This window comes from Micromonospora sp. CA-248089, assembly GCF_050948515.1.
Lineage (GTDB): Bacteria > Actinomycetota > Actinomycetes > Mycobacteriales > Micromonosporaceae > Micromonospora.
This window is the reverse complement of record NZ_CP192016.1, coordinates 5,323,367-5,349,851: the sequence shown is the minus strand read 5'-3', so window position 1 is coordinate 5,349,851 and position 26,485 is coordinate 5,323,367. Positions and strand designations below refer to the sequence as shown.

At 71.3% G+C, this 26,485-nt stretch carries 27 protein-coding genes; 19 read left to right on the top strand and 8 right to left on the bottom strand.

Going from position 1 to position 26,485, the window contains the following annotated elements; translation table 11 throughout:
* Positions 1-18: 18 nt before the first annotated feature.
* From atpB to ACQP26_RS24990, 11 genes are all read left to right on the top strand, one after another.
* The gene (gene atpB, locus ACQP26_RS25040) at positions 19-798 is read left to right on the top strand and encodes a F0F1 ATP synthase subunit A (protein ID WP_030504732.1); all 780 of its coding nucleotides are present in this window, start codon (positions 19-21) and stop codon (positions 796-798) included.
* A 93-nt stretch (positions 799-891) separates the two neighbouring features.
* The gene (gene atpE / locus ACQP26_RS25035) at positions 892-1,116 is read left to right on the top strand and encodes an ATP synthase F0 subunit C (RefSeq protein WP_018789141.1); all 225 of its coding nucleotides are present in this window, start codon (positions 892-894) and stop codon (positions 1,114-1,116) included.
* A gap of 29 nt (positions 1,117-1,145) precedes the next feature.
* Positions 1,146-1,673: a F0F1 ATP synthase subunit B gene (locus ACQP26_RS25030; protein ID WP_030504731.1), complete on the top strand. Its 528-nt coding sequence runs from the start codon at positions 1,146-1,148 to the stop codon at positions 1,671-1,673.
* Entirely contained in the window at positions 1,673-2,494 is an 822-nt protein-coding gene (locus ACQP26_RS25025; protein ID WP_281579884.1) for a F0F1 ATP synthase subunit delta, read from the top strand. Before ACQP26_RS25030 ends, ACQP26_RS25025 begins: the two co-directional genes overlap by 1 nt.
* Positions 2,495-2,580: 86 nt before the next feature.
* On the top strand, positions 2,581-4,233 hold the full coding sequence (gene atpA / locus ACQP26_RS25020; RefSeq protein ID WP_269704361.1) for a F0F1 ATP synthase subunit alpha: 1,653 nt from the start codon (positions 2,581-2,583) through the stop codon (positions 4,231-4,233).
* A gap of 4 nt (positions 4,234-4,237) precedes the next feature.
* The gene (locus tag ACQP26_RS25015; protein WP_030504728.1) at positions 4,238-5,167 is read left to right on the top strand and encodes a F0F1 ATP synthase subunit gamma; all 930 of its coding nucleotides are present in this window, start codon (positions 4,238-4,240) and stop codon (positions 5,165-5,167) included.
* The gene (gene atpD, locus ACQP26_RS25010; RefSeq protein WP_269704363.1) at positions 5,167-6,612 is read left to right on the top strand and encodes a F0F1 ATP synthase subunit beta; all 1,446 of its coding nucleotides are present in this window, start codon (positions 5,167-5,169) and stop codon (positions 6,610-6,612) included. The genes ACQP26_RS25015 and atpD overlap by 1 nt, the downstream gene beginning before the upstream one ends.
* A 215-nt stretch (positions 6,613-6,827) precedes the next feature.
* Positions 6,828-7,973, top strand: coding sequence for an LCP family protein (locus tag ACQP26_RS25005; RefSeq protein WP_269704364.1), 1,146 nt, complete (start codon positions 6,828-6,830; stop codon positions 7,971-7,973).
* A gap of 109 nt (positions 7,974-8,082) precedes the next feature.
* Positions 8,083-8,361, top strand: coding sequence for a F0F1 ATP synthase subunit epsilon (locus tag ACQP26_RS25000; protein WP_013288251.1), 279 nt, complete (start codon positions 8,083-8,085; stop codon positions 8,359-8,361).
* Between the two features lie 12 nt (positions 8,362-8,373).
* Complete coding sequence (locus ACQP26_RS24995) at positions 8,374-8,829, top strand: DUF2550 domain-containing protein (RefSeq protein ID WP_269704365.1); 456 nt, start codon at positions 8,374-8,376, stop codon at positions 8,827-8,829.
* Between the two features lie 1,090 nt (positions 8,830-9,919).
* Positions 9,920-10,495, top strand: coding sequence for a hypothetical protein (locus tag ACQP26_RS24990; protein WP_281579886.1), 576 nt, complete (start codon positions 9,920-9,922; stop codon positions 10,493-10,495).
* Between the two features lie 61 nt (positions 10,496-10,556).
* Here ACQP26_RS24990 and ACQP26_RS24985 read toward each other — a convergent pair whose 3' ends face one another.
* Together ACQP26_RS24985 and ACQP26_RS24980 are read right to left on the bottom strand one after the other, a co-directional pair.
* Positions 10,557-10,973, bottom strand: coding sequence for a VOC family protein (locus ACQP26_RS24985; protein WP_433494157.1), 417 nt, complete (start codon positions 10,971-10,973; stop codon positions 10,557-10,559).
* Positions 10,949-11,521: a cob(I)yrinic acid a,c-diamide adenosyltransferase gene (locus ACQP26_RS24980; protein ID WP_043328669.1), complete on the bottom strand. Its 573-nt coding sequence runs from the start codon at positions 11,519-11,521 to the stop codon at positions 10,949-10,951. Before ACQP26_RS24980 ends, ACQP26_RS24985 begins: the two co-directional genes overlap by 25 nt.
* On the opposite strand from ACQP26_RS24980, the gene murA reads away from it, so the two are divergent.
* Both murA and ACQP26_RS24970 read left to right on the top strand, forming a co-directional pair.
* The gene (murA, locus tag ACQP26_RS24975; protein WP_269704368.1) at positions 11,520-12,941 is read left to right on the top strand and encodes a UDP-N-acetylglucosamine 1-carboxyvinyltransferase; all 1,422 of its coding nucleotides are present in this window, start codon (positions 11,520-11,522) and stop codon (positions 12,939-12,941) included. The two genes, ACQP26_RS24980 and murA, sit on opposite strands and share 2 nt — an antisense overlap.
* A 69-nt stretch (positions 12,942-13,010) precedes the next feature.
* Positions 13,011-13,859, top strand: a complete 849-nt coding sequence (locus ACQP26_RS24970; RefSeq protein WP_135241796.1) for a 3-hydroxyacyl-CoA dehydrogenase family protein — start codon at positions 13,011-13,013, stop codon at positions 13,857-13,859.
* 44 nt (positions 13,860-13,903) lie between these two features.
* Here the strand turns inward: ACQP26_RS24970 and ACQP26_RS24965 are convergent, their stop codons facing one another.
* The 3 genes from ACQP26_RS24965 to ACQP26_RS24955 all read right to left on the bottom strand — a co-directional run bounded on the left by ACQP26_RS24965 (position 13,904) and on the right by ACQP26_RS24955 (position 16,490).
* Positions 13,904-14,713 (bottom strand): alpha/beta hydrolase, encoded by an 810-nt coding sequence (locus tag ACQP26_RS24965; RefSeq protein ID WP_433494156.1) that lies wholly within the window; start codon positions 14,711-14,713, stop codon positions 13,904-13,906.
* A gap of 86 nt (positions 14,714-14,799) precedes the next feature.
* A complete protein-coding gene (locus ACQP26_RS24960) occupies positions 14,800-15,645 on the bottom strand; it encodes an ABC transporter permease (protein WP_210893836.1) in 846 nt (281 codons plus the stop codon).
* The gene (locus ACQP26_RS24955; RefSeq protein ID WP_433494155.1) at positions 15,642-16,490 is read right to left on the bottom strand and encodes an ABC transporter ATP-binding protein; all 849 of its coding nucleotides are present in this window, start codon (positions 16,488-16,490) and stop codon (positions 15,642-15,644) included. The genes ACQP26_RS24960 and ACQP26_RS24955 overlap by 4 nt, the downstream gene beginning before the upstream one ends.
* A gap of 86 nt (positions 16,491-16,576) precedes the next feature.
* Here ACQP26_RS24955 and ACQP26_RS24950 point away from each other — a divergent pair, with 86 nt between their 5' ends.
* The 4 genes from ACQP26_RS24950 (at position 16,577) to ACQP26_RS24935 (ending at position 22,033) form a co-directional block, all read left to right on the top strand.
* Entirely contained in the window at positions 16,577-17,101 is a 525-nt protein-coding gene (locus tag ACQP26_RS24950; RefSeq protein WP_433494154.1) for a PadR family transcriptional regulator, read from the top strand.
* Positions 17,098-17,778, top strand: coding sequence for an ABC transporter ATP-binding protein (locus tag ACQP26_RS24945; protein ID WP_269704373.1), 681 nt, complete (start codon positions 17,098-17,100; stop codon positions 17,776-17,778). Before ACQP26_RS24950 ends, ACQP26_RS24945 begins: the two co-directional genes overlap by 4 nt.
* On the top strand, positions 17,775-19,928 hold the full coding sequence (locus tag ACQP26_RS24940; protein WP_433494153.1) for an FtsX-like permease family protein: 2,154 nt from the start codon (positions 17,775-17,777) through the stop codon (positions 19,926-19,928). Before ACQP26_RS24945 ends, ACQP26_RS24940 begins: the two co-directional genes overlap by 4 nt.
* 101 nt (positions 19,929-20,029) lie before the next feature.
* The gene (locus tag ACQP26_RS24935) at positions 20,030-22,033 is read left to right on the top strand and encodes a protein meaA (protein WP_433494152.1); all 2,004 of its coding nucleotides are present in this window, start codon (positions 20,030-20,032) and stop codon (positions 22,031-22,033) included.
* Positions 22,034-22,101: 68 nt separating this feature from the next.
* On the opposite strand, the gene ACQP26_RS24930 is transcribed toward ACQP26_RS24935, so the two are convergent.
* On the bottom strand, positions 22,102-22,398 hold the full coding sequence (locus ACQP26_RS24930) for a DUF1540 domain-containing protein (protein WP_013288237.1): 297 nt from the start codon (positions 22,396-22,398) through the stop codon (positions 22,102-22,104).
* Between the two features lie 59 nt (positions 22,399-22,457).
* Entirely contained in the window at positions 22,458-23,075 is a 618-nt protein-coding gene (locus ACQP26_RS24925) for a DUF4126 domain-containing protein (protein ID WP_262014017.1), read from the bottom strand.
* Positions 23,076-23,146: 71 nt separating this feature from the next.
* Between ACQP26_RS24925 and nucS the strand changes: the two genes are divergently transcribed.
* Entirely contained in the window at positions 23,147-23,806 is a 660-nt protein-coding gene (gene nucS, locus ACQP26_RS24920; protein WP_030503891.1) for an endonuclease NucS, read from the top strand.
* 9 nt (positions 23,807-23,815) lie between these two features.
* Here nucS and ACQP26_RS24915 read toward each other — a convergent pair whose 3' ends face one another.
* Positions 23,816-25,318 carry an aldehyde dehydrogenase family protein gene (locus ACQP26_RS24915; protein WP_433494151.1) on the bottom strand — a complete coding sequence of 501 codons (1,503 nt, stop codon included), beginning with the start codon at positions 25,316-25,318 and terminating at the stop codon, positions 23,816-23,818.
* Positions 25,319-25,537: 219 nt separating this feature from the next.
* Between ACQP26_RS24915 and ACQP26_RS24910 the strand changes: the two genes are divergently transcribed.
* Entirely contained in the window at positions 25,538-25,984 is a 447-nt protein-coding gene (locus ACQP26_RS24910; protein ID WP_269704378.1) for an FHA domain-containing protein, read from the top strand.
* The last annotated feature ends 501 nt before the right edge of the window (positions 25,985-26,485 follow it).

Genomic DNA, 26,485 nt, shown 5'->3' with positions numbered 1-26,485 from the left:
AGTGCGGAGGATGACACGGTGAGCGGACAGCTGGTCGTCGCCCAGGACCTTCCCTGGCCCCCCAGCGTCGGGGATTTCTACCCGCCGAACGTGGCCGGCCCCTGGGTCACCAAGTTCAGCATCATGATCTGGATCGCCGTCGCGCTGCTGATCATCTTCTTCGTGGCCGCGTACCGGAAGCCGAAGCTGGTGCCGGGCAAGGGCCAGTGGGCCGCCGAGGCGGTCTACGGGCTGGTCCGGGACAACATCGCCCGTGAGCAGATGGGCAACGCGGGCATCCGCTTCGCGCCCTACCTCACCGTGCTGTTCAGCTTCATCCTGCTGACGAACATCTTCAGCATCGTGCCCGGCCTGCAGATCTCGCCGAACTCGCACATCGCGTTCCCGATCGTGCTCGCCGCCATCTCGTACGTCATGTACAACTACGTCGGCGTCCGCAAGCACGGCCTCGGCAAGTACCTCAAGCAGAGCCTCATCCTGCCCGGCGTGCCGTGGCCGATGCACTTCCTGCTGATTCCGATCGAGTTCCTGCAGAACTTCGTCGTCCGGCCGGTCACCCTGGCACTGCGGCTCTTCGCCAACATGTTCGCCGGCCACCTGCTCCTGCTGGTCTTCACCGTCGGCGGCTTCGTGATGCTCGGGTCGAGCAGCGTCTTCGTCCAGGCGACCTCGGTCTTCTCCTTCGCGATGGCGATCGTGATGGCCTTCTTCGAGGCGCTGGTGGCGGTGCTGCAGGCATACGTCTTCGTCACGCTGAGCGCCAACTACATCGGCACGTCGCTGGCCGACGAGCACTGAGATCCGGCTCGGCGGGCACCCGGCCCGGCCAAGCATCTGGTACCGACCGCGTACACGTGAGCCCTCACGTGTGAACTAGGAGGAATACCCGCAATGAACGTTCTTGCCGAGATCGGTGGCAACGTCAACACCATCGGCTACGGCCTCGCCGCCATCGGCCCCGGTATCGGTGTGGCTCTGGTCTTCGCGGCCTACATCCAGTCGAGCGCTCGCCAGCCCGAGTCGGCCGGCTACAACCGCACCTGGCTGGTGCTGGGCTTCGCCCTGGTCGAGGCGCTGGCGCTGTTCGGCCTGGTGCTCGCCTTCGCCGTTAGCTGACGCGAGCTCTCCCGATCCGGAGGTCTGACATGTATCTCGCCGCCGAAGGCGCGCACAATCCGATCTTGCCGATCTGGCAGGAGATGGTCGTCGGAACGATCTCCTTCGCCCTGCTCGTCTTCGTCCTGCTGAAGTTCGTCATGCCCCGCATGGAGGCGATGTACCAGGCGCGGGTCGACGCGATCGAGGGTGGCATCAAGCGCGCCGAGGCGGCCCAGGCCGAGGCGAACAAGCTGCTCGAGCAGTACCGGGCCCAGCTCGCGGAGGCGCGTACCGACGCCGCCAAGATCCGCGACGACGCGCGGGCCGACGCCGACGGCATCCGCCAGGACATCCTCGCCAAGGCGCGTGAGGAGTCCGACCGGATCATCGCCGCCGGCAAGGAGCAGCTCGCCGCCGAGCGGGCCACCATCGTGCGCGAGCTGCGTACCGAGGTGGGCACCATCGCGGTGGACCTGGCCAGCAAGATCGTCGGTGAGTCGCTCGCCGACGAGGCGCGTCGCAAGGGCACCGTCGACCGGTTCCTGAGCGGTCTCGAGAGCACGGGGGCCCGCTGATGCAGGCCGCCAGCCGGGAGTCGTACCGGGCCGGGGCCGAGCGCCTCGACGCGTACGTCCGCGGCGCGGAGCCGTCGGCGGTGGCCTCCACCGCCGACGACATCCTCTCCGTCGCCGACCTGCTGCGGCGCGAGCCGCGGCTGCGCCGGGCGCTCTCCGACCCGGCCCGGGCCGGGTCGGACCGCTCCGGTCTGCTCGGTGACATGCTGCGCGGCCGGATCGGCGCGGAAGCGCTCGACCTGCTCGCGTCGCTGGTGTCCGGCCGCTGGTCGAACTCGTCCGAGCTGCTCGACGGCGTCGAGCGCCTCGGCGTGGAAGCGCTGCTCGCCAGCGCGGACCTGTCCGGAGACCTGGGCGAGGTGGAGGACGAGCTGTTCCGCTTCGGGCAGGTCGTCGGTGGTTCCGCCGAGCTGTCGAACGCGCTCTCCGACCCGATGGCCTCGGTCGAGCGGCGGGCCGAACTGGCCCGGCAGTTGCTCGCCGGCAAGGCCCAGCCGGTCACCGTCAGCCTCGTCGAGGCCGCGCTCGCCGGCTTCGGGGGACGCTCCTTCACCGGTGCGCTCACCCGGCTGGTCGAGCTGGCCGCCGACCGGCGGGACCGTCAGGTCGCGTACGTGACCGTGGCGTCCCCGCTGACCGAGGAGGAGGAACGACGCCTCGGTGCCCGCCTCTCGGAGATGTACGGTCGGGAGGTGTCCGTCAAGCAGACGGTCGACCCCGACGTGCTCGGGGGGGCACGCGTACGGGTCGGCTCCGACCTGTACGACGGCACCGTCCTGCGCCGCCTCAACGAGACCCGCAACGCGCTCGCGAAGCGCTGACCAGCGTCTTAGCAGCCCTGATTCGACGCCATCGGACCGGCCGGTACTAGGTATCCCGGGCCCTGAGATACTTAAGGAAGCAGAGGATGGCCGAGCTGACCATCTCGACGGAGGAGATCCGCGGCGCCCTGGAGCGCTACGTCTCCTCCTACACGGCCGACGTCTCCCGCGAGGAGGTCGGCACCGTCGCCGACGCCGGTGACGGCATCGCCCACGTCGAGGGCCTTCCCTCGACCATGACCAACGAACTCCTGGAGTTCGAGGACGGCACGCTCGGTGTGGCGCTGAACCTCGACGTCCGGGAGATCGGTGTCGTCGTCCTCGGTGACTTCGGCGGGATCGAAGAGGGTCAGCGCGTCAAGCGCACCGGCCGGGTGCTCTCGGTGCCGATCGGTGACGCGTTCCTCGGTCGCGTGGTCAACGCGCTCGGCGAGCCGATCGACGGCCTCGGTGACATCGCCAACGAGGGCTACCGCGAGCTGGAGCTCCAAGCCCCGAACGTGATGTCCCGCAAGTCGGTCGACGAGCCGCTGCAGACGGGCATCAAGGCCGTCGACGCGATGACCCCGATCGGCCGCGGCCAGCGCCAGCTGATCATCGGTGACCGGAAGACGGGCAAGACCACCGTCGCCCTGGACACCATCCTCAACCAGCGCGAGAACTGGCGCTCCGGCGACCCGAAGAAGCAGGTCCGCTGCATCTACGTCGCGATCGGCCAGAAGGCCTCCACCATCGCCTCCATCAAGGGGACGTTGGAGGAGGCGGGCGCGATGGAGTACACCACCATCGTCGCCTCCCCGGCCTCCGACCCGGCCGGCTTCAAGTACCTCGCCCCCTACACCGGCTCGTCCATCGGGCAGCACTGGATGTACGGCGGCAAGCACGTCCTGATCGTCTTCGACGACCTGAGCAAGCAGGCCGAGGCGTACCGCGCCGTGTCGCTGCTGCTGCGCCGCCCGCCGGGCCGCGAGGCCTACCCGGGTGACGTCTTCTACCTGCACTCGCGTCTGCTGGAGCGCTGCGCCAAGCTCTCCGACGAGCTGGGCGGCGGCTCGATGACCGGTCTGCCGATCATCGAGACCAAGGCGAACGACATCTCGGCGTTCATCCCGACCAACGTCATCTCCATCACCGACGGCCAGATCTTCCTGGAGACCGACCTGTTCAACCAGGGCGTCCGGCCGGCTATCAACGTCGGCACCTCGGTCTCCCGGGTCGGTGGCGCCGCGCAGGTGAAGCCGATGAAGAAGGTCGCCGGCTCGCTGCGGCTGAACCTGGCCCAGTTCCGCGAGCTGGAGGCGTTCGCCGCCTTCGCCTCCGACCTGGACCGGGCCTCCCGGGCCCAGCTGGACCGCGGTTCCCGCCTGGTCGAGCTGCTCAAGCAGCCGAACTACTCGCCGTACCCGGTGCAGGAGCAGGTCGTCTCCGTCTGGGCCGGCACCGAGGGCAAGCTGGACGACGTCCCGGTCGGCGAGGTCCGCCGCTTCGAGTCGGAGTTCCTGCAGTACCTGCGGCACAAGCACGAGGGCATCCTGGCCTCGATCGCGGACAACAAGTGGGGCGACGACATCATCGCCTCGCTCGACTCCGCGATCACCGAGTTCAAGCAGCTCTTCCTGGGCAAGGAGGACGAGGTCCGGGTCAACGACGCGCCGGCCAAGCCGCTGGAGGGCGAGCCGTCCCGCGAGACGGTGACCCGCTTCCGCGACGGCGCCACCGACCGCCCGGCCGAGAGCTGATCCGATGGCCGCCCAGGTACGCGTTCTCCGGCAGCGGATCCGTTCCGCCAAGGGGATGAAGAAGATCACCAAGGCGATGGAGCTCGTCGCGACGAGCCGCATCGCCAAGGCCCAGGCCAAGGTGGCGGCCTCGCTGCCGTACGCCGAGGCGATCACCGGCGTGCTGACGGCGCTGGCCTCGAACGCGCGGATCGACCACCCGCTGCTCACCCCGCGCGAGCGGGTGCGGCGGGCGGGCGTCCTGCTGGTGACGGCCGACCGGGGTCTGGCCGGTGGCTACAGCTCGAACGCGATCCGGACCGCCGAGTCGCTGATCGCCCGGCTGCGCGCCGACGGCAAGGAGCCGGTGCTCTACGTCATCGGCCGCAAGGGCGTGGCGTACTACCGGTTCCGCAGCCGGCAGATCGCCGGAAGCTGGACCGGCTTCTCCGAGCAGCCGACGTTCGCCGACGCCCGCGAGGTCGGTGACACGCTGATCAAGGCGTTCACCGCCGGCGCGGACGACGTGGACGGGGATGCCGGCGCCGACGGGATCCTCGGCGTGGACGAGCTGCACATCGTCTACACCGAGTTCAAGTCCCTGATGACGCAGAACCCGGTGACCCGGATCATCGGCCCGATGCAGGTCGAGGACCGGCCGCGGACCGAGGGCGCGCTGCCGGCGTACGAGTTCGAGCCGGAGCCGGAGTCGCTGCTCGACGCCCTGCTGCCGAAGTACATCAACACGCGGATCTTCGCGGCGTTGCTGGAGTCGGCGGCCAGCGAGTCGGCTGCCCGCCGGCGGGCGATGAAGAGCGCCACCGACAACGCCGAAGAGATGATCGAGAAGTACACGCGCGAGATGAACTCGGCCCGTCAGGCCGGGATCACCCAGGAGATCAGTGAGATCGTCGGCGGCGCGAACGCGCTGGCCGCGTCGGGAAGTGAAGTGTGATGACTGTATCCGCAGTTGAGACCAAGACGGCCACGGGTCGCGTGGTCCGGGTCATCGGCCCGGTCGTCGACGCCGAGTTCCCGCGCGACGCCATGCCGGAGCTGTTCAACGCCCTGCAGGTCGACGTGACCCTCTCCGGTGGTGAGAAGACGCTGACCCTGGAGGTCGCCCAGCACCTGGGCGACAACCTGGTCCGCGCCATCTCGATGCAGCCGACCGACGGTCTGGTTCGCGGTGCCGACGTGCGTGACACCGGGGCGCCGATCAGCGTGCCGGTGGGCGACGCGGTCAAGGGCCACGTGTTCAACGCGATCGGCGAGTGCCTCAACCTCACCGAGGGCGAGACGATCGAGGCCGACGACCGGTGGGGCATCCACCGCAAGGCCCCGGCCTTCGCGGACCTGGAGCCGAAGACCGAGATGCTGGAGACCGGCATCAAGGTCATCGACCTGCTCGCCCCGTACGTCAAGGGCGGCAAGATCGGCCTGTTCGGCGGCGCGGGCGTGGGCAAGACGGTGCTCATCCAGGAGATGATCACCCGGGTGGCCCGGAACTTCGGTGGTACCTCGGTCTTCGCCGGCGTGGGTGAGCGCACCCGCGAGGGCAACGACCTCATCGCCGAGATGACCGAGTCGGGCGTCATCGACAAGACCGCGCTGGTCTACGGCCAGATGGACGAGCCGCCGGGCACCCGCCTGCGGGTCGCGCTGTCCGCCCTGACCATGGCGGAGTACTTCCGTGACGTGAAGAAGCAGGAGGTGCTGCTCTTCATCGACAACATCTTCCGCTTCACCCAGGCCGGTTCCGAAGTGTCCACGCTGCTCGGCCGTATGCCGAGCGCCGTGGGTTACCAGCCGACCCTGGCCGACGAGATGGGCGAGCTCCAGGAGCGGATCACCTCCGTCCGGGGCCAGGCCATCACCTCGATGCAGGCGATCTACGTGCCCGCCGACGACTACACCGACCCGGCGCCGGCCACCACGTTCGCCCACCTCGACGCGACCACCAACCTGGAGCGGTCGATCTCCGACAAGGGCATCTACCCGGCCGTGGACCCGCTGGCGTCCTCGTCCCGGATCCTCGCCCCGGAGTTCGTCGGCGAGGAGCACTTCGCCGTCGCCACCGAGGTGAAGCGGATCCTGCAGCGCTACAAGGACCTGCAGGACATCATCGCCATCCTCGGTATCGAGGAGCTCTCCGAGGAGGACAAGCTCACCGTCGGCCGCGCCCGCCGGATCGAGCGGTTCCTCTCGCAGAACACGTACGCGGCGGAGCAGTTCACCGGCGTTCCCGGCTCGACGGTCCCGATCGCCGAGACCATCGACGCCTTCCGCCGAATCAGCGAGGGGGAGTTCGACCACTTCCCGGAGCAGGCGTTCTTCATGTGCGGCGGCCTGGAGGACCTCAAGGCCAAGGCCAAGGAACTGATGGACGAGGAGGGCTGAGAGCCCGCTCACACCCACGGAGGCCGTCCCGGCGAAAGCCGGGGCGGCCTCCGCCTTTTCGGGCCGGTGCACTACCAGATGCCCGGTTGTCCAGCAAGCAGTTCGCCGAATCGCGCGGTACCGTTCCTGACACGACTTCACATCCCGGCCGTTGATCTCTGCAACCAAACGGACCCCCGCGCCCGTCTTCCTACCCGTGGGCGCGACGATTGGAGATGCTCGTGGGTGGTAAGGGCGGCGCGGATCGCGGGAAGCGGTCCATGTGGCGCGGCGTGCCTCGGTGGGCCCGCGTCTGCACGATCCTGGGCATCGTCATGGTGGTGCTCAGCGGCTCCGTGCTGATCGGCTCCCGCGCCCTGGTCGCCCGCTACGAGGGATCGGTGGGCAAGGCCGACCTCTTCGGTGACCAGGCCGCCGGCGCCAACGAGAAGAAGAGCGACATCAAGGGCCCGCTCAACATCCTGCTCGTCGGTGTGGACCCCCGGACGTCGACCGCCCGCCCGCTGGCCGACTCGATCATGGTCCTGCACGTGCCCGCCACCATGGACCGCGGCTATCTCTTCTCGCTCCCGCGCGACCTGCGGGTCGATATCCCGGCCTTCCCCAAGGCCGACTACGCGGGCGCCAACGACCGGCTCAACGCGGCCATGTCGCACGGCAGCAACGTGCCGGGGCAGAACCCCAGCACCGCACAGGGCTTCGAGCTGCTCGCCCTGACCGTGCAGAAGGTCACCGGTATCAAGCGCTTCGACGCCGGGGCGATTATTAACTTCAGCGGGTTCAAGAAGATCGTCGACGCCATGGGCGGTGTCGACATGTACATCGAGCGGGAGGTGCGCTCCGAGCACCTCCAGCCGGACGGCACCCCGCGCCAGCTCCGGCCCGGCGGCGGGGGCTACCTCGGCCCGCAGGCGGTGTACAAGAAGGGCAACGCCCACCTCAAGGGCTGGCAGGCGCTGGACTACGTCCGGCAGCGCTACCCGAAGAACGGCGTACCGGACGGCGACTACGGCCGGCAGCGGCACCAGCAGCAGTTCGTCAAGGCGATGGCGAGCCAGGCGTTCAGCGCCGACGTGGTGACCAACCCCGTCAAGCTGGACCGGGTGCTGCGCGCGGCCGGCAAGTCGCTGGTCTTCAACGGGCGCGGCAACAGCGTGGTGGACTTCGGGCTGGCCCTCAAGGACATCCGTCCCGACGCGATCGAGACGATCAAGCTGCCGGGTGGGGGGATCGGCACCGGCAGCAACTACCGGGGTGAGCAACTGCTCGAACCGGCGGAGGACTTCTTCACCGCCCTGCGTACCGAACAGCTCGACGCTTTCCTGTTGGAGCACCCCGACTTCGTGCAGAAGACCAAGTAGCCTGAGCGGGTGCGGGGCCGTGGTGGTCCGGCTCTCACCACCCGCGTTGGGTGGGCTGCGGGGGCGCGACTAGACTTTCGGCAATCCGCCGCCGCAGCAAGGAGACAGCGTGGCACAGCAGCTTCACGTCGAGCTCGTAGCCGTCGAGGAGAAGGTCTGGACCGGCGAGGCCGAGATGGTCGTCGCCCGGACGACCGAGGGTGAGCTCGGTGTGCTGCCGGGGCACGCGCCTCTGCTCGGCCAGCTCGCCGAACCCAGCCAGGTACGCATCAAGCAGGCCGGCGGCCAGCAGATCGCGTACGACGTGGCCGGCGGCTTCCTGTCGGTGACCGGTGAGGGCGTCACGGTCCTCGCCGAGAGCGCAACCCCCGCCACCCCGGCCCGCTGAGCCGACCCGCCGATGGAGATCGTCGAAGGGATCGGAATCGGCGTCGCGATCGTCGTCGTCGCGCTTCTGATCCTCTTCATCCGGCGGGCCCTGTTCATGCGTAGCGGTGGCATCATCCGGCTGAGCGTCCGGGTCAACACGATCCTCGACGGTCGTGGCTGGTCACCCGGGTTCGGTCGCTTCGTGGGCGACGAACTCCGCTGGTACCGCATGTTCAGCTTCGCGCTGCGCCCCAAGCGGGTGCTCTCCCGCAAGGGGCTGGCGGTCGAGCGCCGCCGCCTGCCCGAGGGGCAGGAGCGCATGTCCATGCCGGCCGAGTGGGTGATCCTGCGCTGTACCAGCCACCACGCGCCGATCGAGATCGCGATGGCGCGATCCACTGTCACCGGATTCCTGTCCTGGCTCGAGGCCGCCCCACCCGGGGCGGTCTCGCCGCGTCTGGCCTCCCAGGACTGGCCCGCCGCCTGACCCCCACCCTCCCCGCCGCCCCTCCCCGCTTCACCGGGGCCGTGCCGGGCACCTCCGCTGACGCCGATCTTGGAGTTGTGGCGCCAGGAAATGCCGAGTTCGCACCGTTTCGCGAGGCGCCACAACTCCAAGATCGCCGCACCCCTCCCCGGCGTCGCCCGCGATCTTGCACTTAGGGCCCCGGCAAACCTCGTAAACGGGACGCCCGGAGGGCTCGAACTGCAAGATCGCGCGCCCAGTCGTGCGAGCGCCCGGCGGCGTCGCGCTCCTCGCACCGAGCCGGCCCCGCCCCGGCCGAGCTCGCTCGGGTCGGCCCCCTCTCGGGCCAGCCCCGCCCTGCGTCACTCCCGCCCAGGCCAGCTCTGACCGGCCGGCCCCGCCTGGGTCGGGTCGATCATGAACTTGGCGGCATGTGGTGTCCGGTTTGTCGCCGCTAACCTCATGATCGACGGCCCGGGGGCGGGTGGCGGTGCCATCCGTGCACGCGAGCCCGCCCCACGCGCCCTCCGCCGCCTCGGCAGCCGAGCCAGCCGTAGATACTTGGTACGAAACGGCCCCCATGAGGGCACTTTCGTACCAAGATCTACGGCTGTTCCTGGAATGCGGACATGTGTCTCAAGTGATGGGAGACGCGCTGGCGGAGGGCTCCGAGGTGCTCTGAGGTGCGGGAGGTCGGGGGCGGGAGGTCGGGAGTGCCGGGCAGCATTGCCGGTTCGGCGTGTGGGTGGTGCCGGGTCCGGGCGTGTGGGCGTGCGTGTCCGGTTCGGGGTGGTGGGCGGCACTCTGACGGCGGAATCGTCGGGGGGTGGGTGGCGTTGTAACCGGGTGAACGACGGAGCACCGGACCCGCCCCTGATGGGCCGCACGGTCTGCGGGAACAGACGTGGCCGGCTGGTCGTTGAGTACGGTTCCGGTGACGTGAGCCGGCCCGGGAATGATGCCGGGTGGCCGGTCGTTGGACATGCTTCCGGCGCCGCGTAGAGGCACCCCCCGTGCCCCCGCGAGCAGCCGAAACCCCAAGACTTTTTGAGCGCCTGACGGTGCCCACGCATCCCCCCGGGTGCGTTGACCCCCGAATGGAGCACATGTGATGAACACGATTCTGCGGAAGAGCGTTCTGGGTATTGCTGGTCTGGCTTTCACCGGTGGCGTGTTCGCCGGTCCGGTCGCCGCCCACGCCGCGGACACCACCGCGCACGCGAAGCCGGTCACGGCGACGGTGCAGGGTGACAAGCTGATTCCGCACGGTGTGCAGGGCGCCCAGTCGCGCATCGAGCTGAACGACGAGCAGACCGCGAACGTGAAGGCGATCATCGCGGCGACGAAGAAGGCCGGCATGGACGAGCGTGCCGCGGTCGTGTCGATCGCCACGGCGTTGCAGGAGTCGAAGCTGGAGAACCTCGGTCACCTGGGTGACCGTAACGACCACGACTCGCAGGGCCTGTTCCAGCAGCGCCCCTCCTCCGGGTGGGGCACGGTGGAGCAGATCACCGACCCCGAGTACTCCACGACCGCGTTCCTGAAGGGTCTGAAGCAGGTCGACGGCTGGAAGGACATGCCGCTGACCAAGGCCGCCCAGACGGTGCAGGTGTCGGCCTACCCGGACCACTACGCCCAGTGGGAGCAGCAGGCCGCCGACCTCGTCGCCGAGCACTGGAACAAGTAAGACGAACAACTAAGAACACAGCGAAAGGCCGGCACCCCGAACCAACGGGGTGCCGGCCTTTTCACGTCTGCGCGACCAGCTCGACCTCGTACCCCTGCCCGTCGGTCAGGTAGGCGGCGTAGCTGTCCGGGCCGCCCGCGTGCGGGTGCCGGTCCGGGAACAGCAGCATCCATCCGTACCCCGGGCCGGTGGCGACCAGGCGCTCGACGGCGGCCGGCGGGCCGGCGTGGAAGGCCAGGTGGTTCAGGCCGGGCGCGCACCTGTCGTGGGTGCGGCCGGTGAGCGCCGGTGACTGCTCCAGCACGAGGTAGGTCGCGCCGAGGCGCCAGGAGCGGCCGGCGGGCCAGTCCTGGTACGGCGTCCAGCCCAGCTCGCCGAGAAGCCAGCCCCAGGAACGACTGGCCGCCGCCAGGTCGGGTACCCACACCTCCACGTGATGGAGGCCGCCGATGGTCAGCGCTTCCCGCCCGGAACCCATAGCACGTCGCCGTTCGGATTTGCCGTTCTTGACAGGATAAAGAGCAAATCGGAGAGCCGGTTGAGATACTTTGCCGGGAGGGGACTGGTCCGATCGGGGTCGTGTGCGACCAGCGCCCATGCCGCACGCTCGGCGCGCCGGGCGGTCGTCCGTGCCACGTGCAGCAGTGCCGCACCAGCGGTGCCGCCGGGGAGGATGAAGGAGTCGAGCTTGCTCAGGCGCGCGTTGTACTCGTCGCACCAGCCCTCGAGGCGCTCGACGTACTCCTCGGTCACCCGCAGCGGCGGGTACTTCGGGTCCGGCTCCACCGGCGTCGCCAGGTCCGCGCCGACGTCGAACATGTCGTTCTGTACGGACTCCAGCACCGCTCGCAGCTCGTCGGAGAGCTGCCCCAGGGCGAGCGCCACGCCGATGGAGGCGTTGCACTCGTCCACGTCCGCGTACGCGGCGATACGCGGATCGGTCTTCGGCACCTGCTCGTTGTTGCTCAGCCTGGTCATGCCGGCGTCGCCGGCCTTGGTGTAGATGCGCGTGAGGTGGACGGCCATGACGCACAGCCTACGGATACCGGACCTGACCATCCCGGCCCGGCCGAGTCCGGTGGGGCCGGGGGACGCGAGCGATCCGGCGCTCAGCGACGTCGACGTCATCCGGGTACGCGGTGACGCCCGGCTCGACGGCACCGTGCACGTGGTGGGTGCGAAGAACTCCGCGCTGAAACTGATGGCCGCCGCGCTGCTCGCGCCCGGCCGCAGCCTGATCACCAACGTGCCCCGGATCACCGACATCGCGATCATGGGCGAGGTGCTGCGGCGGCTCGGTTGCGGCGTACGCTTCGGCCCGGACGACCCGGTCGACCCGATGGTGGCCCACGGCGGTGTGGAGCGGTCCCGTTCGGTGCTCATCGACGTGCCGGAGCGGCCGGGCGCGGAGGCCGACTACGACCTGGTCCGCCGGCTGCGCGCGTCGATCTGCGTGCTCGGCCCCCTGCTGGCCCGGCGGGGGTACGTGCGGGTGGCGCACCCGGGCGGCGACGCCATCGGCTCGCGCGGCCTGGACATGCACATCGCCGGGCTGGCCCGGATGGGCGCGGAGATCTCCGGTGAGCACGGCTTCGTCATCGCCGAGGCCCCGGGCGGGCTGCACGGCGCGGACATCGTGCTGGACTTCCCGAGCGTGGGCGCGACCGAGAACCTGGTCATGGCGGCGGTGCTGGCCCGGGGCGCCACGACGATCGACAACGCGGCCCGGGAGCCGGAGATCGTCGACATCTGCACCATGCTGAACACCATGGGCGCGCGGATCGAGGGGGCCGGCACCTCGACGCTGCACATCGTCGGCGTACCCGACCTGCGCCCGGTCCGCCACGCCACGGTGGGGGACCGGATCGTGGCCGGCACCTGGGCGTTCGCCGCCGCGATGACCCGCGGCGACGTGACGGTGACCGGCCTGGACCCGGCGTACCTGGCGGTCGCGCTGGACAAGCTGGTCGCGGCCGGCGGCCTGGTCGAGACGCGGGGCGACGCCTTCCGGGTACGGATGGACGACCGCCCCCGGGCGGTCGACGTGGTGACGCTGCCGTACCCGGGCTTCGCCACCGACCTGCTGCCGATGGCGATCGGGCTGGCGGCCGTCAGCGAGGGCGGCTCGCTGATCACCGAGAACATCTTCGACGGCCGGTTCATGTTCGCCAACGAGATGATGCGGCTGGGCGCGGAGATCCGTACCGACGGCCACCACGCGCTGGTGTGCGGCCGGGAGCGGCTGTCCGGCGCCCCGGTACGGGCCACCGACATCCGGGCCGGTGCCGGCCTGATCATCGCCGGGCTCTGCGCCGACGGGCTGACCGAGGTCTCGCACGTGCACCACGTCGACAGGGGCTACCCGGACTTCGTGGCCGACCTGCGGGCGCTCGGCGTCGAGGTGGAACGCGGCACCGCGCCGGAGGAGCCGGACCTGGCCATCTGACGGCCGACGCTTATCCCTCGTTAAGTAGGGTTCTGGCAGACGTTGCAGAACACGGCGAGGGAGAAGCAGATGGCGGGTCGACTCGCGGTCGTCGGTGCCGGGCTGATGGGCTCGGGCATCGCCCAGGTGGCGGCGCAGGCGGGCTGGCAGGTGACGCTGCGCGACATCGACGACGCGGCCACGAAGCGCGGTGTGGACGGCATCCGGAAGTCGCTGACGAAGTTCGCCGAGAAGGGCAAGATCGAGGCGTCCGACGTCGAGGCGACGCTGGGCCGGATCACGCCGACCACCGACCTGGAGGCCGCCGCCGACGCGGACATCGTGGTCGAGGCGGTCTTCGAGAAGATCGAGATCAAGCACGAGGTGTTCCGCGCGCTCGACAAGATCTGCAAGGCGGACGCGGTGCTCGCCACCAACACGTCGGCCATCCCGGTGACCCAGATCGCCACCGCCACCGAGCGCCCGGAGTCGGTCGTCGGCACGCACTTCTTCTCGCCGGTGCCGATGATGAAGCTCTGCGAGCTGGTACGCGGTTACAAGACCAGCGACGCGACCATGGACACGGTGAAGTCGTTCGCCGAGGGGATCGGCAAGACCGTGGTGGTGGTCAACCGGGACATCGCCGGTTTCGTCACCACCCGGCTGATCTGCGCGCTGGCGATGGAGGCGGTCAAGCTCGTCGAGTCCGGCGTGATCTCCGCCGAGGATCTGGACACCGCCTGCAAGCTGGGCTTCGGTCACGCCATGGGCCCGCTCGCCACCGTCGACCTGACCGGCGTGGACGTGCTCCTGAACGCCACCCGCAACATCTACACGGACACCGCGGACGAGAAGTTCTTCCCGCCGGAGCTGCTCCAGCGCATGGCCACCGCCGGCGACCTGGGCCGCAAGACCGGCCAGGGCTTCTACTCGTACTGACCGGCCCGTCGTCCCGCCCCCGGCCCGCGCGGCCGGGGGCCGGTTCACGTCCGGGGCGGGCTGAGCGCGGCGCCGATCAGCGCGAACGCGTCCGGGATGACAGTGCCCCAGTAGCCGAAGTTGTGCCGCCCGTCGGCCCAGGCGGCGCGTACCGCCTCCTCGGGCAGCACCCGGGCCAGCGCCCGTACGTTCTTGAGGAAGTTGTCCTGCCGCCCGCACCACAGCCCCACCGGGGTGCCGCGCAGCTTCTCCACGCCGGTGAAGACCGCGTCGCCGGGGCTCACCGCGGGGGAGAAGGCCGCCGCCATCCGCAGCCACTTCGGGTACGTCTCGGCCAGCAGCAACGCGCCGAAGCCGCCCATCGACCAGCCCCACACGGCCAGCCGGCTGCTGTCGAAACCGCGCCGGGCGCACCAGGTGGGCACCTCCTCGCGCACCATCCGCTGCGGATCGTCGTCACCGGCGGCGCGCCAGGACAGCCGCCCACCGGTGGCGCCCGCGAGCGCGAACGGCGGGGCGCCCCGGCGTACCGCGTCGGTGAGGAAGCGGGCCAGCCCGAACCGGCCGTAGTCGCGCGGGGTGGCCGACGCGCCGTGCAGCACCAGGCAGACGGGCAGGCCGCGGCCGTCGCCGTACCCCTCGGGCACCGCCGTCCAGAAGTCCACCTCGCGGCCCCGCGCGCCGGACGCGATGCGGATCAGCCGTTCGTCGCCGGCCGGGGCGTCCGGCATGGCCGGTGCCGGTCCTGGGCGGGGGCCGGACAGTTGCCGGGCGGCCAGGCCGCCGACCACCGCGGCGCCGGCCACGCCGGCGGCGGCGCCGAGCAGGGTACGCCGGGTCAGCGTCGATGCCATGCGGGCGAGTGTGCCACCGCCGGGCGCGCGTTAAGAAGGGGCCCTTCCTCTACCGCAGGCGTTAAGAGGGGGCCCTTCCTTACACCTCAGCCGTCGCGCTTGGTGGTCCAGCGGAACGTGGTCAGGCACAGCACCAGGCCGATGACGCACCACGCGCCCAGGACCAGCGCGACGGTGCCCAGCTCGAACGAGCCGCCCGGCTCCCGGGCGCCGAAGCTGTCCGGCAGGAAGACCGAGCGCAGCCCCTGGCACATCCACTTGAGCGGGAAGATCGCCGCGACCTGCTGCATCCATGTGGGCAGGCTGGTGAAGACGAAGAACACGCCGGAGATGAACTGGAGGACCAGCGCGACCGGGGTGACCACCGCCGAGCCGCTGCGCGCGGTGCGGGCCAGCGACGAGATGGCGATGCCGCAGAGCGTGCAGGCGGTGACGCCGAGGACGGAGACCCAGGCGAACGTCAGCCACTTGGTGGTGGTCTGCGGCAGGTCCAGGTCGAACATCGCCACCGAGACGGCGAGCAGCAGCACGGTCTCGGCGATGCCGATGACCACCACCATGATCACCTTGCCGGCGAACCAGACCCACTTCGGCATCGGCGTACCGCGGTAGCGCTTGAGTACGCCCCGGTCCCGTTCGATCGGGATCCAGATGCCGAGGTTCTGGAAGCTGACGGTCATCAGGCCGGTCGCGATCATGCCGGTGATGAAGTACTGCGTGTAGCTCACCCCGGGCGCGATCTCGTCACTGAAGATCGCCGCGAAGATCAGGATCATGATGATCGGGAAGCCCATCGTGAACACGACGGACTCCCGGCTGCGCAGGAACTGGGTGATCTCCAGCCGCCCCTGACGCAGCGCCAGCGCGCCCGCGCCGGGCCGCCGGGCCGCGGCGGCGGTGACCGGGGCCGCGGGGTTCGTCGTGGTGGTCATGAGTGTCCGATCATCCGCAGGTAGACGTCTTCCAGGGTCGGCCGGGTCACGGTGAGGCCGGGCACCTCGCCGCCGAAGCGCGCGGCCAGGTCGTACACCAGCGCCGTCGGCGTCGCGGTCTCCCTCAATCCCGGCGTGCCGTCCGGATTGATCCAGGAGACGGTCGCCAGCGACTCCTGCCGGTTGCCCAGCGCGTTCGGCGGTGCGACCTCGATCACCCGCCCGGCGGCGATCACGCCGACCCGGTCGGCGAGCGCCTCGGCCTCGTCCAGGTAGTGGGTGGTGAGCACGATCGTGGTGCCGGCGGCGGACAGGTCCCGGATCAGCTCCCAGAACTCGCGCCGGGCCTCCGGGTCGAAGCCGGTGGTCGGCTCGTCGAGGAAGAGCAGTTCGGGGCGGCCGATGATGCCCAGCGCCACGTCCAGGCGGCGCTTCTGCCCGCCGGAGAGCGTGTGCGTACGCGCCTTGGCCTTGGCGCCCAGCCCGACCCGCTCGACCACCTTGTCGGGGTCGTCGGCGCCCGGGTAGAAGCCGGAGAAGTGGCGGACCACCTCGATGACGCTGAGCTCGTCGAACTCGCCGGTGCCCTGGAGCACGATGCCGACCCGGGAGCGCCAGTCGGCGTCGGGGTGGGCGGGGTCGGCGCCGAGGACGCGCACCTCGCCGGCGTCGCGCTGCCGGTAGCCCTCCAGGATCTCGACAGTGGTGGTCTTGCCGGCGCCGTTGGGGCCGAGCAGGGCGAACACCTCGCCCCGCCGGACGTCCAGGTCCACCCCGGCCACGGCGACGTTGTCGCCGTACGCCTTGCGCAGCCCTCGCACGGAAATCGCGAGCTCGTTCTCCATGACGTCAAGTGTGCGTCGTGCAGCCGCCCGCTCCGCTGCCGGGTCAGCTATATACGCGAGGTATACACTCGGTGTAGTCTCTGCTCATGACGGTTCCCCTGACCCTGCTCGGCCTGCTCGAACGCGAGCCGAGCCACGGCTACGACCTCAAGCGCGACTACGACACCTTCTTCGGGCGCGGCAAGCCGCTGCCGTACGGGCAGGTCTACTCGACGCTGAGCCGGCTGGCCCGCGACGGCAAGGTGGTGGTCGGCGACGTCGCTCCCGGTGCCGGGCCGGACCGCAAGCGCTACGTCATCACCGACCTGGGCGCCACCGAGGTGGAGCACTGGCTGACCGAGCCGGTCGAACCGGAACCGCACCTGCAGACCGTGTTGTTCACCAAGGTCGTGCTCGCGCTGATGCTCGACCGCCCGGCCGAGGAGTACCTGGACACCCAGCGCGCCGCGCACCTGCGCCGGATGCGCGAACTCACCGAGATCAAGCGCAGCGGCGAACTCGTCGACGTGATGCTGGCCGACCACGGCCTCTACCACCTCGAAGCGGACCTGCGGTGGATCGAGACGACGGGCGCCCGGCTGGAGGCCCTGAGAAAGGCGGTACGGCCATGAGCCCGATGATCGAGGCACGCGACGTCACGTACGCGTTCGGCGAGACACCCGCCCTGCGCGGCGCGAGCCTCGCCGTGGCGGCCGGCGAGGTCGTCGCCGTGATGGGACCGAGCGGGTCCGGCAAGTCGACGCTGCTGCACTGCCTGGCCGGCATCCTGCGTCCCGACTCCGGCGAGGTCCGGTTCGACGGCACCCGGATCGACACGCTCGGCGAGGCCGACCGCAGCGCCCTGCGCCGCGACAGCTTCGGCTTCGTCTTCCAGTTCGGCCAGCTCGTGCCGGAACTCACCGCGGCGGAGAACGTGGCGTTGCCGCTGCTGCTGCGCGGTGTCCGCCGCACTCCGGCGCTGCGCGCCGCGCAGGGCTGGTTCGAGCGGCTCGGCCTGGCCGGCATGGAGCACCGCCGCTCCGGGGAGCTGTCCGGTGGGCAGGCCCAGCGGGTCGCGCTGGCGCGCGGCCTGGTCGCCGAGCCGCGGGTGCTGTTCGCCGACGAGCCCACCGGCGCGCTCGACTCGCTCACCGGCGAGGAGGTGATGACGCTGCTGGTGGACGCCGCCCGCGAGAAGGGCACCACAGTCGTCCTGGTGACGCACGAGGCGCGCATCGCCGCGTACGCCGACCGCGAGGTCATGGTGCGCGACGGCCGGGTCAACGCCCCCGCCGGGGTCGCCTCGTGATCGGGCTGGCGCTCCGGCTCGCCGTCGCCGGTGGCCGGGAGGCACTGCTCCGGCTGGTCGCCATCGCCGCCGCCGTCGCGGTGGGGACCGGGCTGCTGCTCACCACGCTCGCCGGTGTGCACGCCACCGACGCCCAGCTCACCCGCTACGCGTCGATGTACCCGCAGGAGACGGCCGACGGGTCCGCCGACCCGCTGCTGTGGTCGACCCGGTTTGACTACTTCCAGGGCGATCAGATCGTTCGCATCGACGTCGCCGCGACCGGTCCGGACGCGCCCACGCCGGTCGGCGTTCCCCGCGTACCGGGGCCCGGCGAGTTCTACGCCTCCCCGGCGCTGCGGAAGCTGCTGGCGACCGCCCCCGCCGACCAGCTCGCCGACCGCTACCCGGGCCGGGACCTCGGCGTCGTCGGGCCGGCGGCGCTCACCTCGCCGGACACCCTGCTCGTCCTGGTCGGCGGTACCCCCGAGCAGGTGGGCGGGCTGGACCAGGTCCGGAAGGTCACCCGGCTCGACGGCAACAGCGCTCCGCTGCCGGGGGCGGCGGTGGACCTCATCCTCGGCGTGGTCGCGGGCGGCCTGCTGTTTCCCGTCCTCGTCTTCATCGGTACGGCGACCCGGCTCGGCGCCGCCCGCCGGGAGCAGCGGTTCGCGGCCATGCGGCTGGTCGGGGCCACGCCCCGGCAGATCTCGGCGGTCGCTGCAGTCGAGGCGGCGCTCGCGGCGGCGGCCGGCGCGGCGGCGGGCTTCGCGGTGTTCTTCGCGTTCCGCGGGCAGCTCGCCGGCATCCCGTTCACCGGCATGCCGTTCTTCCCGGACGACATGGCCCTCGGTGTACCCGAGGCCCTCGTGGTGGCGCTCGGCGTGCCGGCGGGCGCGGCGGCCGCGGCCTGGATCGCGCTGCGCCGGGTCCGGATCTCCCCGCTCGGCGTCACCCGCCGGGTCACGCCCCGGCCGCCCCGGGCGTACCGGCTGATCCCGCTCGCGCTCGGCCTGGCCGGGCTGGGCTTCGCCCTGGTGTACCGGCCCCCCACCTCGGACGGTCAGACCGCGTTGTTCCTGCCCGCGCTGTTGCTGGTCATGGTCGGGCTGATCGCGGGCGGGCCGTGGCTCACCATGGTCGGCGCCCGGGCGATGGCCGCTCGCGCCACCCGGCCCGCCGCGCTCATCGCCGCGCGCCGGCTCGCCGACAACCCGGCCGCCGGCTTCCGCGCGGTGGGCGGGGTGATGCTCGCGCTGTTCGTCACGACGGTGGCCGTGGGCGTGATGGGGACGATCGCGTACGAGCGCGGTCCCGCGCCCCAGGGCTCCCTGGAGGCCGGTCGGGTGTCGATGGTGCTGACGGACGACCCGCCGGTGCCCGGAACGCTGGTGGCCGACCTGGCCGCGATTCCCGGGGTCCGCAACCCGGTGCTCGTCCGGGAGAACCCGGTACGCGGTGACGGCCGCGACTCCGGCGTGATCGCCTGCGCGGACATCCCACCCGCGTACGGGCGGTGTGCCGCCGGGGCGAGCGTCGCCGAGGTGCCGCCGGACCTGATCCCCTGGCGGGAGTCCGCCTCGGCCGACCGGGTCTGGCCGTCGTCCCCGGTGGACCCGGCCGCGCTTCCCGGGCTGCCCGCCGGTTCGGTGGCGGTCGAGGCGGCGGACCCGGCCGCTGTCGAGCGGGTCCGGACGGTCCTCGAAGCCGCCTTCCCCACCTTCTTCGTGGCCCCGAACGTGCCGGGCGACTTCGAGGCCGACTTCGCCGACACCATGCGGGGCTGGCAGCGGCTGGCCGACCTCGTCGTGGTGACCGGTCTCGTGCTCGCCGGATGCAGCCTGGCGGTCGCGGTGGCAGCCGGCCTCAGTGAACGGAAGCGGCCGTTCAGCCTGCTGCGGCTCAGTGGCGCCCCGGTGCGGCTGCTGCGCCGGGTGGTAGCAGTGGAGAGCGTGGTGCCGCTGCTGACCGTCGCCGTGGTGGCGGTCGGGATGGGACTGGTCGCCGCGCAGCTGTTCCTGCGCGCGCAGATGGACTACGACCTGCGCCTACCGGGGATCGGGTTCGCCGCCGTGGTGGTCCTCGGCGTGCTGGGCTGCCTCGCGGTCGTCGCCGCCACCCTGCCGCTGCTGGAACGGATCACCGGTCCGGAGACCGCCCGCAGCGAGTGACCCGTACGGTGGGCCGGCCGCGCGCCGGCCCACCGGTGCGGGCAGCGGGTTGTGTGGTTTTCCACACTCTCTTTTACTGAACGGTAACTTAAACTCCGGCCATGGACGACGCGATGCCGGGACGGCTGCCCGAGCGGGACCGCCCGTGGGTGATGCGCACGTACGCCGGGCACTCCTCCGCCGCGGCCACCAACGCGCTCTTCCGCCGCAACCTGGCGAAGGGGCAGACCGGCCTGTCGGTCGCCTTCGACCTGCCCACCCAGACCGGGTACGACCCGGACCACGAGCTGGCCTCCGGTGAGGTGGGCCGGGTGGGCGTGCCGGTGGCGCACCTGGGCGACATGCGGGCGCTGTTCGAGGGCATCCCGCTGGCCGAAATGAACACCTCGATGACCATCAACGCCCCGGCGATGTGGCTGCTCGGCCTCTACGGCACCGTCGCCGCCGAGCAGGGCGCGGAGCTGAGCCGCTGCGCCGGCACCACCCAGAACGACATCATCAAGGAGTACCTGTCCCGGGGGACGTACATCTTCCCGCCGGCGGCGTCGCTGCGGCTGACCGCCGACGTGATCGCGTACACGCTTCGCGAGATGCCCCGGTGGAACCCGGTCAACATCTGCTCGTACCACCTCCAGGAGGCGGGCGCCACGCCGGTGCAGGAGGTCGGCTTCGCACTGGCCACCGCCGTCGCCGTGCTGGACACCGTGCGCGACTCCGGTCAGGTGCCGCCCGAGCGGATGGGCGACGTGGTCCAGCGGATCTCGTTCTTCGTCAACGCCGGGGTGCGCTTCGTCGAGGAGATCGCCAAGATGCGCGCGTTCGGCGCGCTCTGGGACGAGATCACCCGCGACCGCTACGGCGTGGAGAACCCGAAGCAGCGCCGCTTCCGCTACGGCGTCCAGGTCAACTCGCTGGGCCTGACCGAGGCGCAGCCGGAGAACAACATCCAGCGCATCGTGCTGGAGATGCTCGGCGTCACGCTGTCCCGCGACGCCCGCGCCCGCGCCGTGCAGCTGCCCGCCTGGAACGAGGCGCTGGGCCTGCCCCGCCCGTGGGACCAGCAGTGGTCGCTGCGCATGCAGCAGGTGCTGGCGTACGAGTCGGACCTGCTGGAGTACCCGGACCTGTTTGCCGGCTCGCACGTGATGACCGCGCTGGTCGACGACATCGTCTCCGGCGCCCGCGTCGAGCTGGAGAAGGTGCTGGAGATGGGCGGCGTGGTCACCGCCGTCGAGTCCGGCTACCTCAAGAGCGCGCTGGTGGCCTCGCTCGCCGACCGGCGCCGCCGGATGGAGTCCGGCTCGGACGTGGTGGTCGGCGTCAACCGGTTCACCGAGACCGAGCCGTCCCCGCTGACCGCTGCGGGTGCCGAGGCGATCGAGCAGGTGGACCCGGCCGTCGAGGAGGCGGCCACCGACGGCGTACGCCGGTGGCGGGCCGACCGGGACGCGGCGGCGGTCGAGGTGGCGCTGGAGCGGCTGCGCGCCGACGCCGCCACCACGGCGAACCTGATGCCCGCGACCCTCGAGTGCGTGCGGGCCGGAGTCACCACCGGCGAGTGGGCGGGCGCGCTGCGCCAGGTGTACGGCGAGTACCGCGCGCCGACCGGCCTGGCCGGTGCGGTCGGGACAGCCGGAGACGCGACCCTCGCCGGAGTCCGGGAGCGGGTCGTCGCGACCGCCCGGGAACTGGGCAGCGGGCGGCTGCGGCTGCTCGTCGGCAAGCCGGGCCTGGACGGGCACTCCAACGGCGCCGAGCAGATCGCGGTACGCGCCCGCGACGCCGGCTTCGAGGTGGTCTACCAGGGCATCCGGCTGACCGCCGGCCAGATCGTGGCGGCCGCCGTGGAGGAGGACGTCGACCTGGTCGGCCTCTCCGTGCTGTCCGGCTCGCACCTGGCCGCCGTGCCGGCGGTGCTGGACGGGCTGCGCGCCGCCGGGCGGGGCGACCTGCCGGTGGTGGTGGGCGGGATCATCCCGGCCGCCGACGCCGAGGCGCTGCGCGCCGCAGGGGTGGCCCGGGTGTTCACGCCGAAGGACTTCGCGCTCACCGGCATCATCGACGAACTGGTGACGGTGATCCGCGAGGCCAACGCGCTGGCGTGAAAGGAAGGGCCCCTTGTTAACGCCTCCGGTAGAGAAGGGGCCCCTTCTCAACACCCGCCCGCGTGGGGTCAGCGGCTCTCGTAGGTCATGCAGTCGGCCATGTCCATGTCGGGGCCGACGGTGATGGCCGGGGCGTGACACTCCAGGTCGGCGTTGTGCCGGCAGTCGGCGCGCGAGCACGCCCCGACCTGGGCCACCAACTGGTCGAGACCACCGCGCACCGGCATCTCCACGAACGTGTGGCAGTGGGCGTGGTCGCTGCTGCCGATCGTGATGGCGAAGGCGTGGCAGTCGTTCGTGTGGTTGTAGGCGCAGGACCGGACGGCGCACTCCTGGACCCGGGGCATCTCCAACGACGCGGTCATCTCCCGTACCTCCTTGGGTGTCTTGCCCCGATTTTAGAGGTTTCGGGCGTCGGTGCGGGTCAGACGCGGAAGCCCGCCGCCCGGGCGGCGGCGCGTTCCCGCCGCCGCTCCCGGCGGCGGCGGAACAGCCACGGTACGAAGAACACCAGGGCGACCAGGAACACCAGGACCAGCACCGGCAGCAGCAGCGCCACCACCGACATGACCACGCTCGTCGCGTCCTCGGCGGTGCTGGCCACCGGCGCGCCCACCCCGGCGGTGGTCGCGTTGATGACCGGCCGGGCGACGGCCTTGAGCAGGTGTACGCCGAGCGCGATGAGCACGCCGACCACCACCGGCACCCACTGGTGCGTGGAGAAGAACGTGTCCGGGTCGCTCACCGTGACGGTCTCCGAGCCGGCGCCCGCGCCGAACGCGAGCCCGCCGGCGGTCGGCCGGACCACCGTCTGCACCACGTCGTTGACGTGGTCGACCACCGGCACCTTGTCGGCCACCACCTCGACCGCGAGCAGGACGGCGAGGATGAGCACCACCCAGCCGTTGCCGAGCCACTGCCAGCCGCTCGGCAGCTCGACCAGATCGGTGTAGCGGGACAGCAGCCCCATCAGCAGCAGCGGGATGTAGGCGTTCAGGCCCGCCGAGGCGGCCAGACCGGAACCGGTGAGGACTTCGAGCACGATCTCAATATGGCACCGGTGCGCCAGTGGCGCTCGTCGGCGTCCGCCGGGGCCTCGGCTACCCTCGGCGGGTGCGGTTGGTGATTGCGAAGTGCTCAGTGGACTACGTCGGACGGCTCTCGGCCCATCTGCCCCCGGCGACCCGGTTGCTGATGGTGAAGGCGGACGGGTCGGTGTCGATCCACGCCGACGACCGGGCCTACAAGCCGTTGAACTGGATGAGCCCGCCGTGCCGGCTGGAGGAGGCCCCCGGCGTCTGGCGGGTGGTGAACAAAGCCGGCGAGGAGCTGCGCATCACCCTGGAGGAGATCTTCCAGGACACCTCGTACGAGCTGGGTGTGGACCCGGGCCTGCGCAAGGACGGCGTCGAGGCCCACCTGCAGGAACTGCTCGCCGCGAACCCGGAGACGCTGGGGGAGGGCTTCACGCTGGTCCGGCGGGAGTACATGACCGCGATCGGGCCGGTCGACCTGCTCTGCCGGGACGCGGTCGGCGGTGCGGTGGCGGTCGAGGTGAAGCGGCGCGGCGAGATCGACGGCGTGGAGCAGCTCACCCGCTACCTGGAGCTGATGAACCGCGATCCGCTGCTCGCGCCGGTGGCCGGGGTGTTCGCCGCGCAGGAGATCAAGCCGCAGGCGCGGGTGCTCGCCACCGACCGGGGGATCCGGTGCGTGGTGGTCGACTACGACAAGCTGCGCGGCATCGAGCGCGACGAGCTGACGCTGTTCTGAGGCGCTGCCTCAGCGGCCCCGGCCGTACATCAGCTTGGCGATCTTGATGATCCGGGCGACGTCGGCCGGGGTGCGCTCGAACGTCATGGCCGGCAGCAGCGACCGGGCCCGGCGGCGGGTGACCGACTTGGGCCGGCCGAACTCCCGCAGCCCCTCCTCGCCGTGGATGCGGCCGATGCCGGACTCGCCGGTGCCGCCGAACGGCAGCGTGGACATGCCGGCGAAGGTCAACGCCGAGTTGACCGAGGCCATCCCGGAACGCAGCCGCCGCGCCACCGCCACCGCCCGCACCCGGCCGAAAACCGAACCCCCGAGACCGTACGGCAGCGCGTTGGCCCGCTCGACCGCCTCGTCCACGTCGCGGACCCGGTTGACCACGAGCGTCGGGCCGAACGTCTCCTCCCGCACGGCGGCCGAGTCCTCCGGCACGTCGACGAGCACCGTCGGATGCACGTACGGCGGCTGGACCGCCTCCGGGCCGCCCAGCACCGCCCGGCCGCCGCGGCTGACCGCGTCGTCGATGTGCCGCCGGATGATGTCGATCTGCGACGGCATGGTGATCGGGCCGAGGTCGGACCCGTCGGCGCCCACTGTGAGCCGCCCGGCCTTCGCCACCACCTTCTCCACGAACGCGTCGAAGACCTGGTCGACCGCGTAGACCCGTTCGATGCCGATGCACGTCTGGCCGGCGTTCGTCATCCCGCCCCACACGCACGCCTCCGCCGCGGCGTCCAGGTCGGCATCGCTGTCCACGATCATCGCGTCCTTGCCGCCGGCCTCCAGCAGCACCGGGGTGAGCGTCTCGGCGCAGGCGGCCATCACCCGCTTCGCGGTGCCGGTCGAGCCGGTGAAGGCGACCTTGCCGACCCCGGAGCGGCACAGCGCCGCGCCGACCGCGCCGAACCCGTGCACCACCTGGAACACCGGCTGCTCCGGCACCACCTCGGCGAACCTGTCGACCAGCCACTGGCCGACCGCCGGGGTGTACTCGCTCGGCTTGAACACCACGGCGTTGCCGGCCGCGAGCGCGTACGCGGCGGAGCCGATCGGCGTGAAGACCGGGTAGTTCCACGGGCCGATCACGCCGACCACGCCGTACGGCTGGTATTCCAGGTGGCCGCTGAACTCGGCGAGAACCAGCCGGGAACGGACCCGGCGCGGCCCGAGCACCCGCTGCGCGTTGCGGGCCGCCCAGTCGATGTGCTCCAGCGCGGTGAGGATCTCCACCACGGCGTCGCCGACCGGCTTGCCGCCCTCGGTGTGCATCAGGTCGGCCAGTTCCTCGATCCGCCGCGCGAGCACGCCGCGCCAGCGCTGCAGGCGGGCCCTCCGGCCGGCGAAGCCGAGCCCGGCCCACCAGTCGCCGGCCTCCCGGGCACGGTCGACGGCGGCACGCACGTCCGCCTCGGCGGCCAGCGGGAATCGGCCCGCCTCGGCGCCGGTGGCCGGGCTGGTCGACACCAGTAGACCCTCGGAGATGAGCGGTGCGCCCGGCACATGTACAGCGGTCATGGCCGAAGTCTAGACCCGAGGATTACTCGCCGGTAGGTGTCGAATGCGCCGTACGCTGCGCGGACGATCAGCCCGTCGCATCGACGGAGATGCCGTCCGAAACGGCGAACGGGAGATGACCGGCCGGGGTCACGGGGGTGACCGCGCGGTGGTGCAAGCCACTACGGTGAGGTGGCAGGCTGACGCCGCGGGGCGATGTGGGGTGGAGGTCGACTGTCCATGGAGGAGCATCCTGAGCTGATGCCGTTGCTGACGGTGTCCGGCGGGGCGATGCGAGGGCTCACGTTCCGGGTCGGCCAGGACGCGCAGGTGATCGGCCGGGCGCCGACCGCCGACATCGTGCTCGCCGACCCGCACCTGAGCCGGCGGCACGCCACCGTCCGGGCCACCCCGGAAGGGGTGCTGCTCACCGACCTCGGCTCGACCAACGGCACCTGGCTCAACGACACCCGGGTCACCGGCAGCGTGGCGATCGCCGACGGCGACGTGGTCCGGCTGGGCCGCACCGACCTGCGCCTCTACGATCCGGGCGTGGCCCGGACCGACCCGGTCGGGATGAGCTTCGGCGCGCTGCGCCGCGACCAGCGCCCCACCCTGCCGCTGCCCGTCCCCGGGCCGCGCCAGCCGATCGAGGCGCGCGAGGCGCAGCCGGCCGACGTCAGCTAGCGGCCCCGGCCCTCGCTGATTCCCGGCATCCGCCCGATGGGGCGTCGAGGCCAGGTGGATTCCTCCACGGCTGCTGCGTGCCGGCACCCGCTGGGCCGTCGAGGCCACCCTGAGCCCTCGACGGGCGCTGATTCCCGTTGCTCGCTGAGCCCTCGCGTCCGCGCTGACCCCGGCCGCGCGCCGTTCGCGCGCGCAGCCCGGCGGCGCCGGAGCGCGCCCCGCCACCCGCCGGCCTCCCCGGCGCCCCTCCCCGTCCCGCCCACTCGCGGTGATCAAGGAGTTTGGGTACGGAAACACCTCCCGCGGTCACGCAAACTCCTTGATCACCGCCGCGACGCGAGCGGCGACCGGACCGGCGAACCCTCCGACGGGCCGGTGATCAAGGAGTTTGGGTACGGAAAAGCCTGGTGCGGCGACACAGACTCCTTGATCACCGCGCCGCTGATGGGCCGCCGGCCGACCAGCGATGGGGCCGGCGGACGGGCGGGCTGGCGCTCCCAG

What these genes read in the sequence shown, in the direction of transcription:
- atpE (WP_018789141.1), top strand. Translation starts at nt 892, where the DNA reads ATGAACGTTCTTGCCGAGATCGGTGGCAACGTCAACACCATCGGCTAC.
- ACQP26_RS25030 (WP_030504731.1), top strand. Translation starts at nt 1,146, where the DNA reads ATGTATCTCGCCGCCGAAGGCGCGCACAATCCGATCTTGCCGATCTGG.
- ACQP26_RS25025 (WP_281579884.1), top strand. Translation starts at nt 1,673, where the DNA reads ATGCAGGCCGCCAGCCGGGAGTCGTACCGGGCCGGGGCCGAGCGCCTC.
- atpA (WP_269704361.1), top strand. Translation starts at nt 2,581, where the DNA reads ATGGCCGAGCTGACCATCTCGACGGAGGAGATCCGCGGCGCCCTGGAG.
- ACQP26_RS25015 (WP_030504728.1), top strand. Translation starts at nt 4,238, where the DNA reads ATGGCCGCCCAGGTACGCGTTCTCCGGCAGCGGATCCGTTCCGCCAAG.
- atpD (WP_269704363.1), top strand. Translation starts at nt 5,167, where the DNA reads ATGACTGTATCCGCAGTTGAGACCAAGACGGCCACGGGTCGCGTGGTC.
- ACQP26_RS25005 (WP_269704364.1), top strand. Translation starts at nt 6,828, where the DNA reads ATGCTCGTGGGTGGTAAGGGCGGCGCGGATCGCGGGAAGCGGTCCATG.
- ACQP26_RS24995 (WP_269704365.1), top strand. Translation starts at nt 8,374, where the DNA reads ATGGAGATCGTCGAAGGGATCGGAATCGGCGTCGCGATCGTCGTCGTC.
- ACQP26_RS24990 (WP_281579886.1), top strand. Translation starts at nt 9,920, where the DNA reads ATGAACACGATTCTGCGGAAGAGCGTTCTGGGTATTGCTGGTCTGGCT.
- ACQP26_RS24985 (WP_433494157.1), bottom strand. Translation starts at nt 10,973, where the DNA reads ATGGGTTCCGGGCGGGAAGCGCTGACCATCGGCGGCCTCCATCACGTG.
- murA (WP_269704368.1), top strand. Translation starts at nt 11,520, where the DNA reads ATGACGCACAGCCTACGGATACCGGACCTGACCATCCCGGCCCGGCCG.
- ACQP26_RS24980 (WP_043328669.1), bottom strand. Translation starts at nt 11,521, where the DNA reads ATGGCCGTCCACCTCACGCGCATCTACACCAAGGCCGGCGACGCCGGC.
- ACQP26_RS24970 (WP_135241796.1), top strand. Translation starts at nt 13,011, where the DNA reads ATGGCGGGTCGACTCGCGGTCGTCGGTGCCGGGCTGATGGGCTCGGGC.
- ACQP26_RS24965 (WP_433494156.1), bottom strand. Translation starts at nt 14,713, where the DNA reads ATGGCATCGACGCTGACCCGGCGTACCCTGCTCGGCGCCGCCGCCGGC.
- ACQP26_RS24960 (WP_210893836.1), bottom strand. Translation starts at nt 15,645, where the DNA reads ATGACCACCACGACGAACCCCGCGGCCCCGGTCACCGCCGCCGCGGCC.
- ACQP26_RS24955 (WP_433494155.1), bottom strand. Translation starts at nt 16,490, where the DNA reads ATGGAGAACGAGCTCGCGATTTCCGTGCGAGGGCTGCGCAAGGCGTAC.
- ACQP26_RS24950 (WP_433494154.1), top strand. Translation starts at nt 16,577, where the DNA reads ATGACGGTTCCCCTGACCCTGCTCGGCCTGCTCGAACGCGAGCCGAGC.
- ACQP26_RS24945 (WP_269704373.1), top strand. Translation starts at nt 17,098, where the DNA reads ATGAGCCCGATGATCGAGGCACGCGACGTCACGTACGCGTTCGGCGAG.
- ACQP26_RS24935 (WP_433494152.1), top strand. Translation starts at nt 20,030, where the DNA reads ATGGACGACGCGATGCCGGGACGGCTGCCCGAGCGGGACCGCCCGTGG.
- ACQP26_RS24930 (WP_013288237.1), bottom strand. Translation starts at nt 22,398, where the DNA reads ATGACCGCGTCGTTGGAGATGCCCCGGGTCCAGGAGTGCGCCGTCCGG.
- ACQP26_RS24915 (WP_433494151.1), bottom strand. Translation starts at nt 25,318, where the DNA reads ATGACCGCTGTACATGTGCCGGGCGCACCGCTCATCTCCGAGGGTCTA.
- ACQP26_RS24910 (WP_269704378.1), top strand. Translation starts at nt 25,538, where the DNA reads ATGGAGGAGCATCCTGAGCTGATGCCGTTGCTGACGGTGTCCGGCGGG.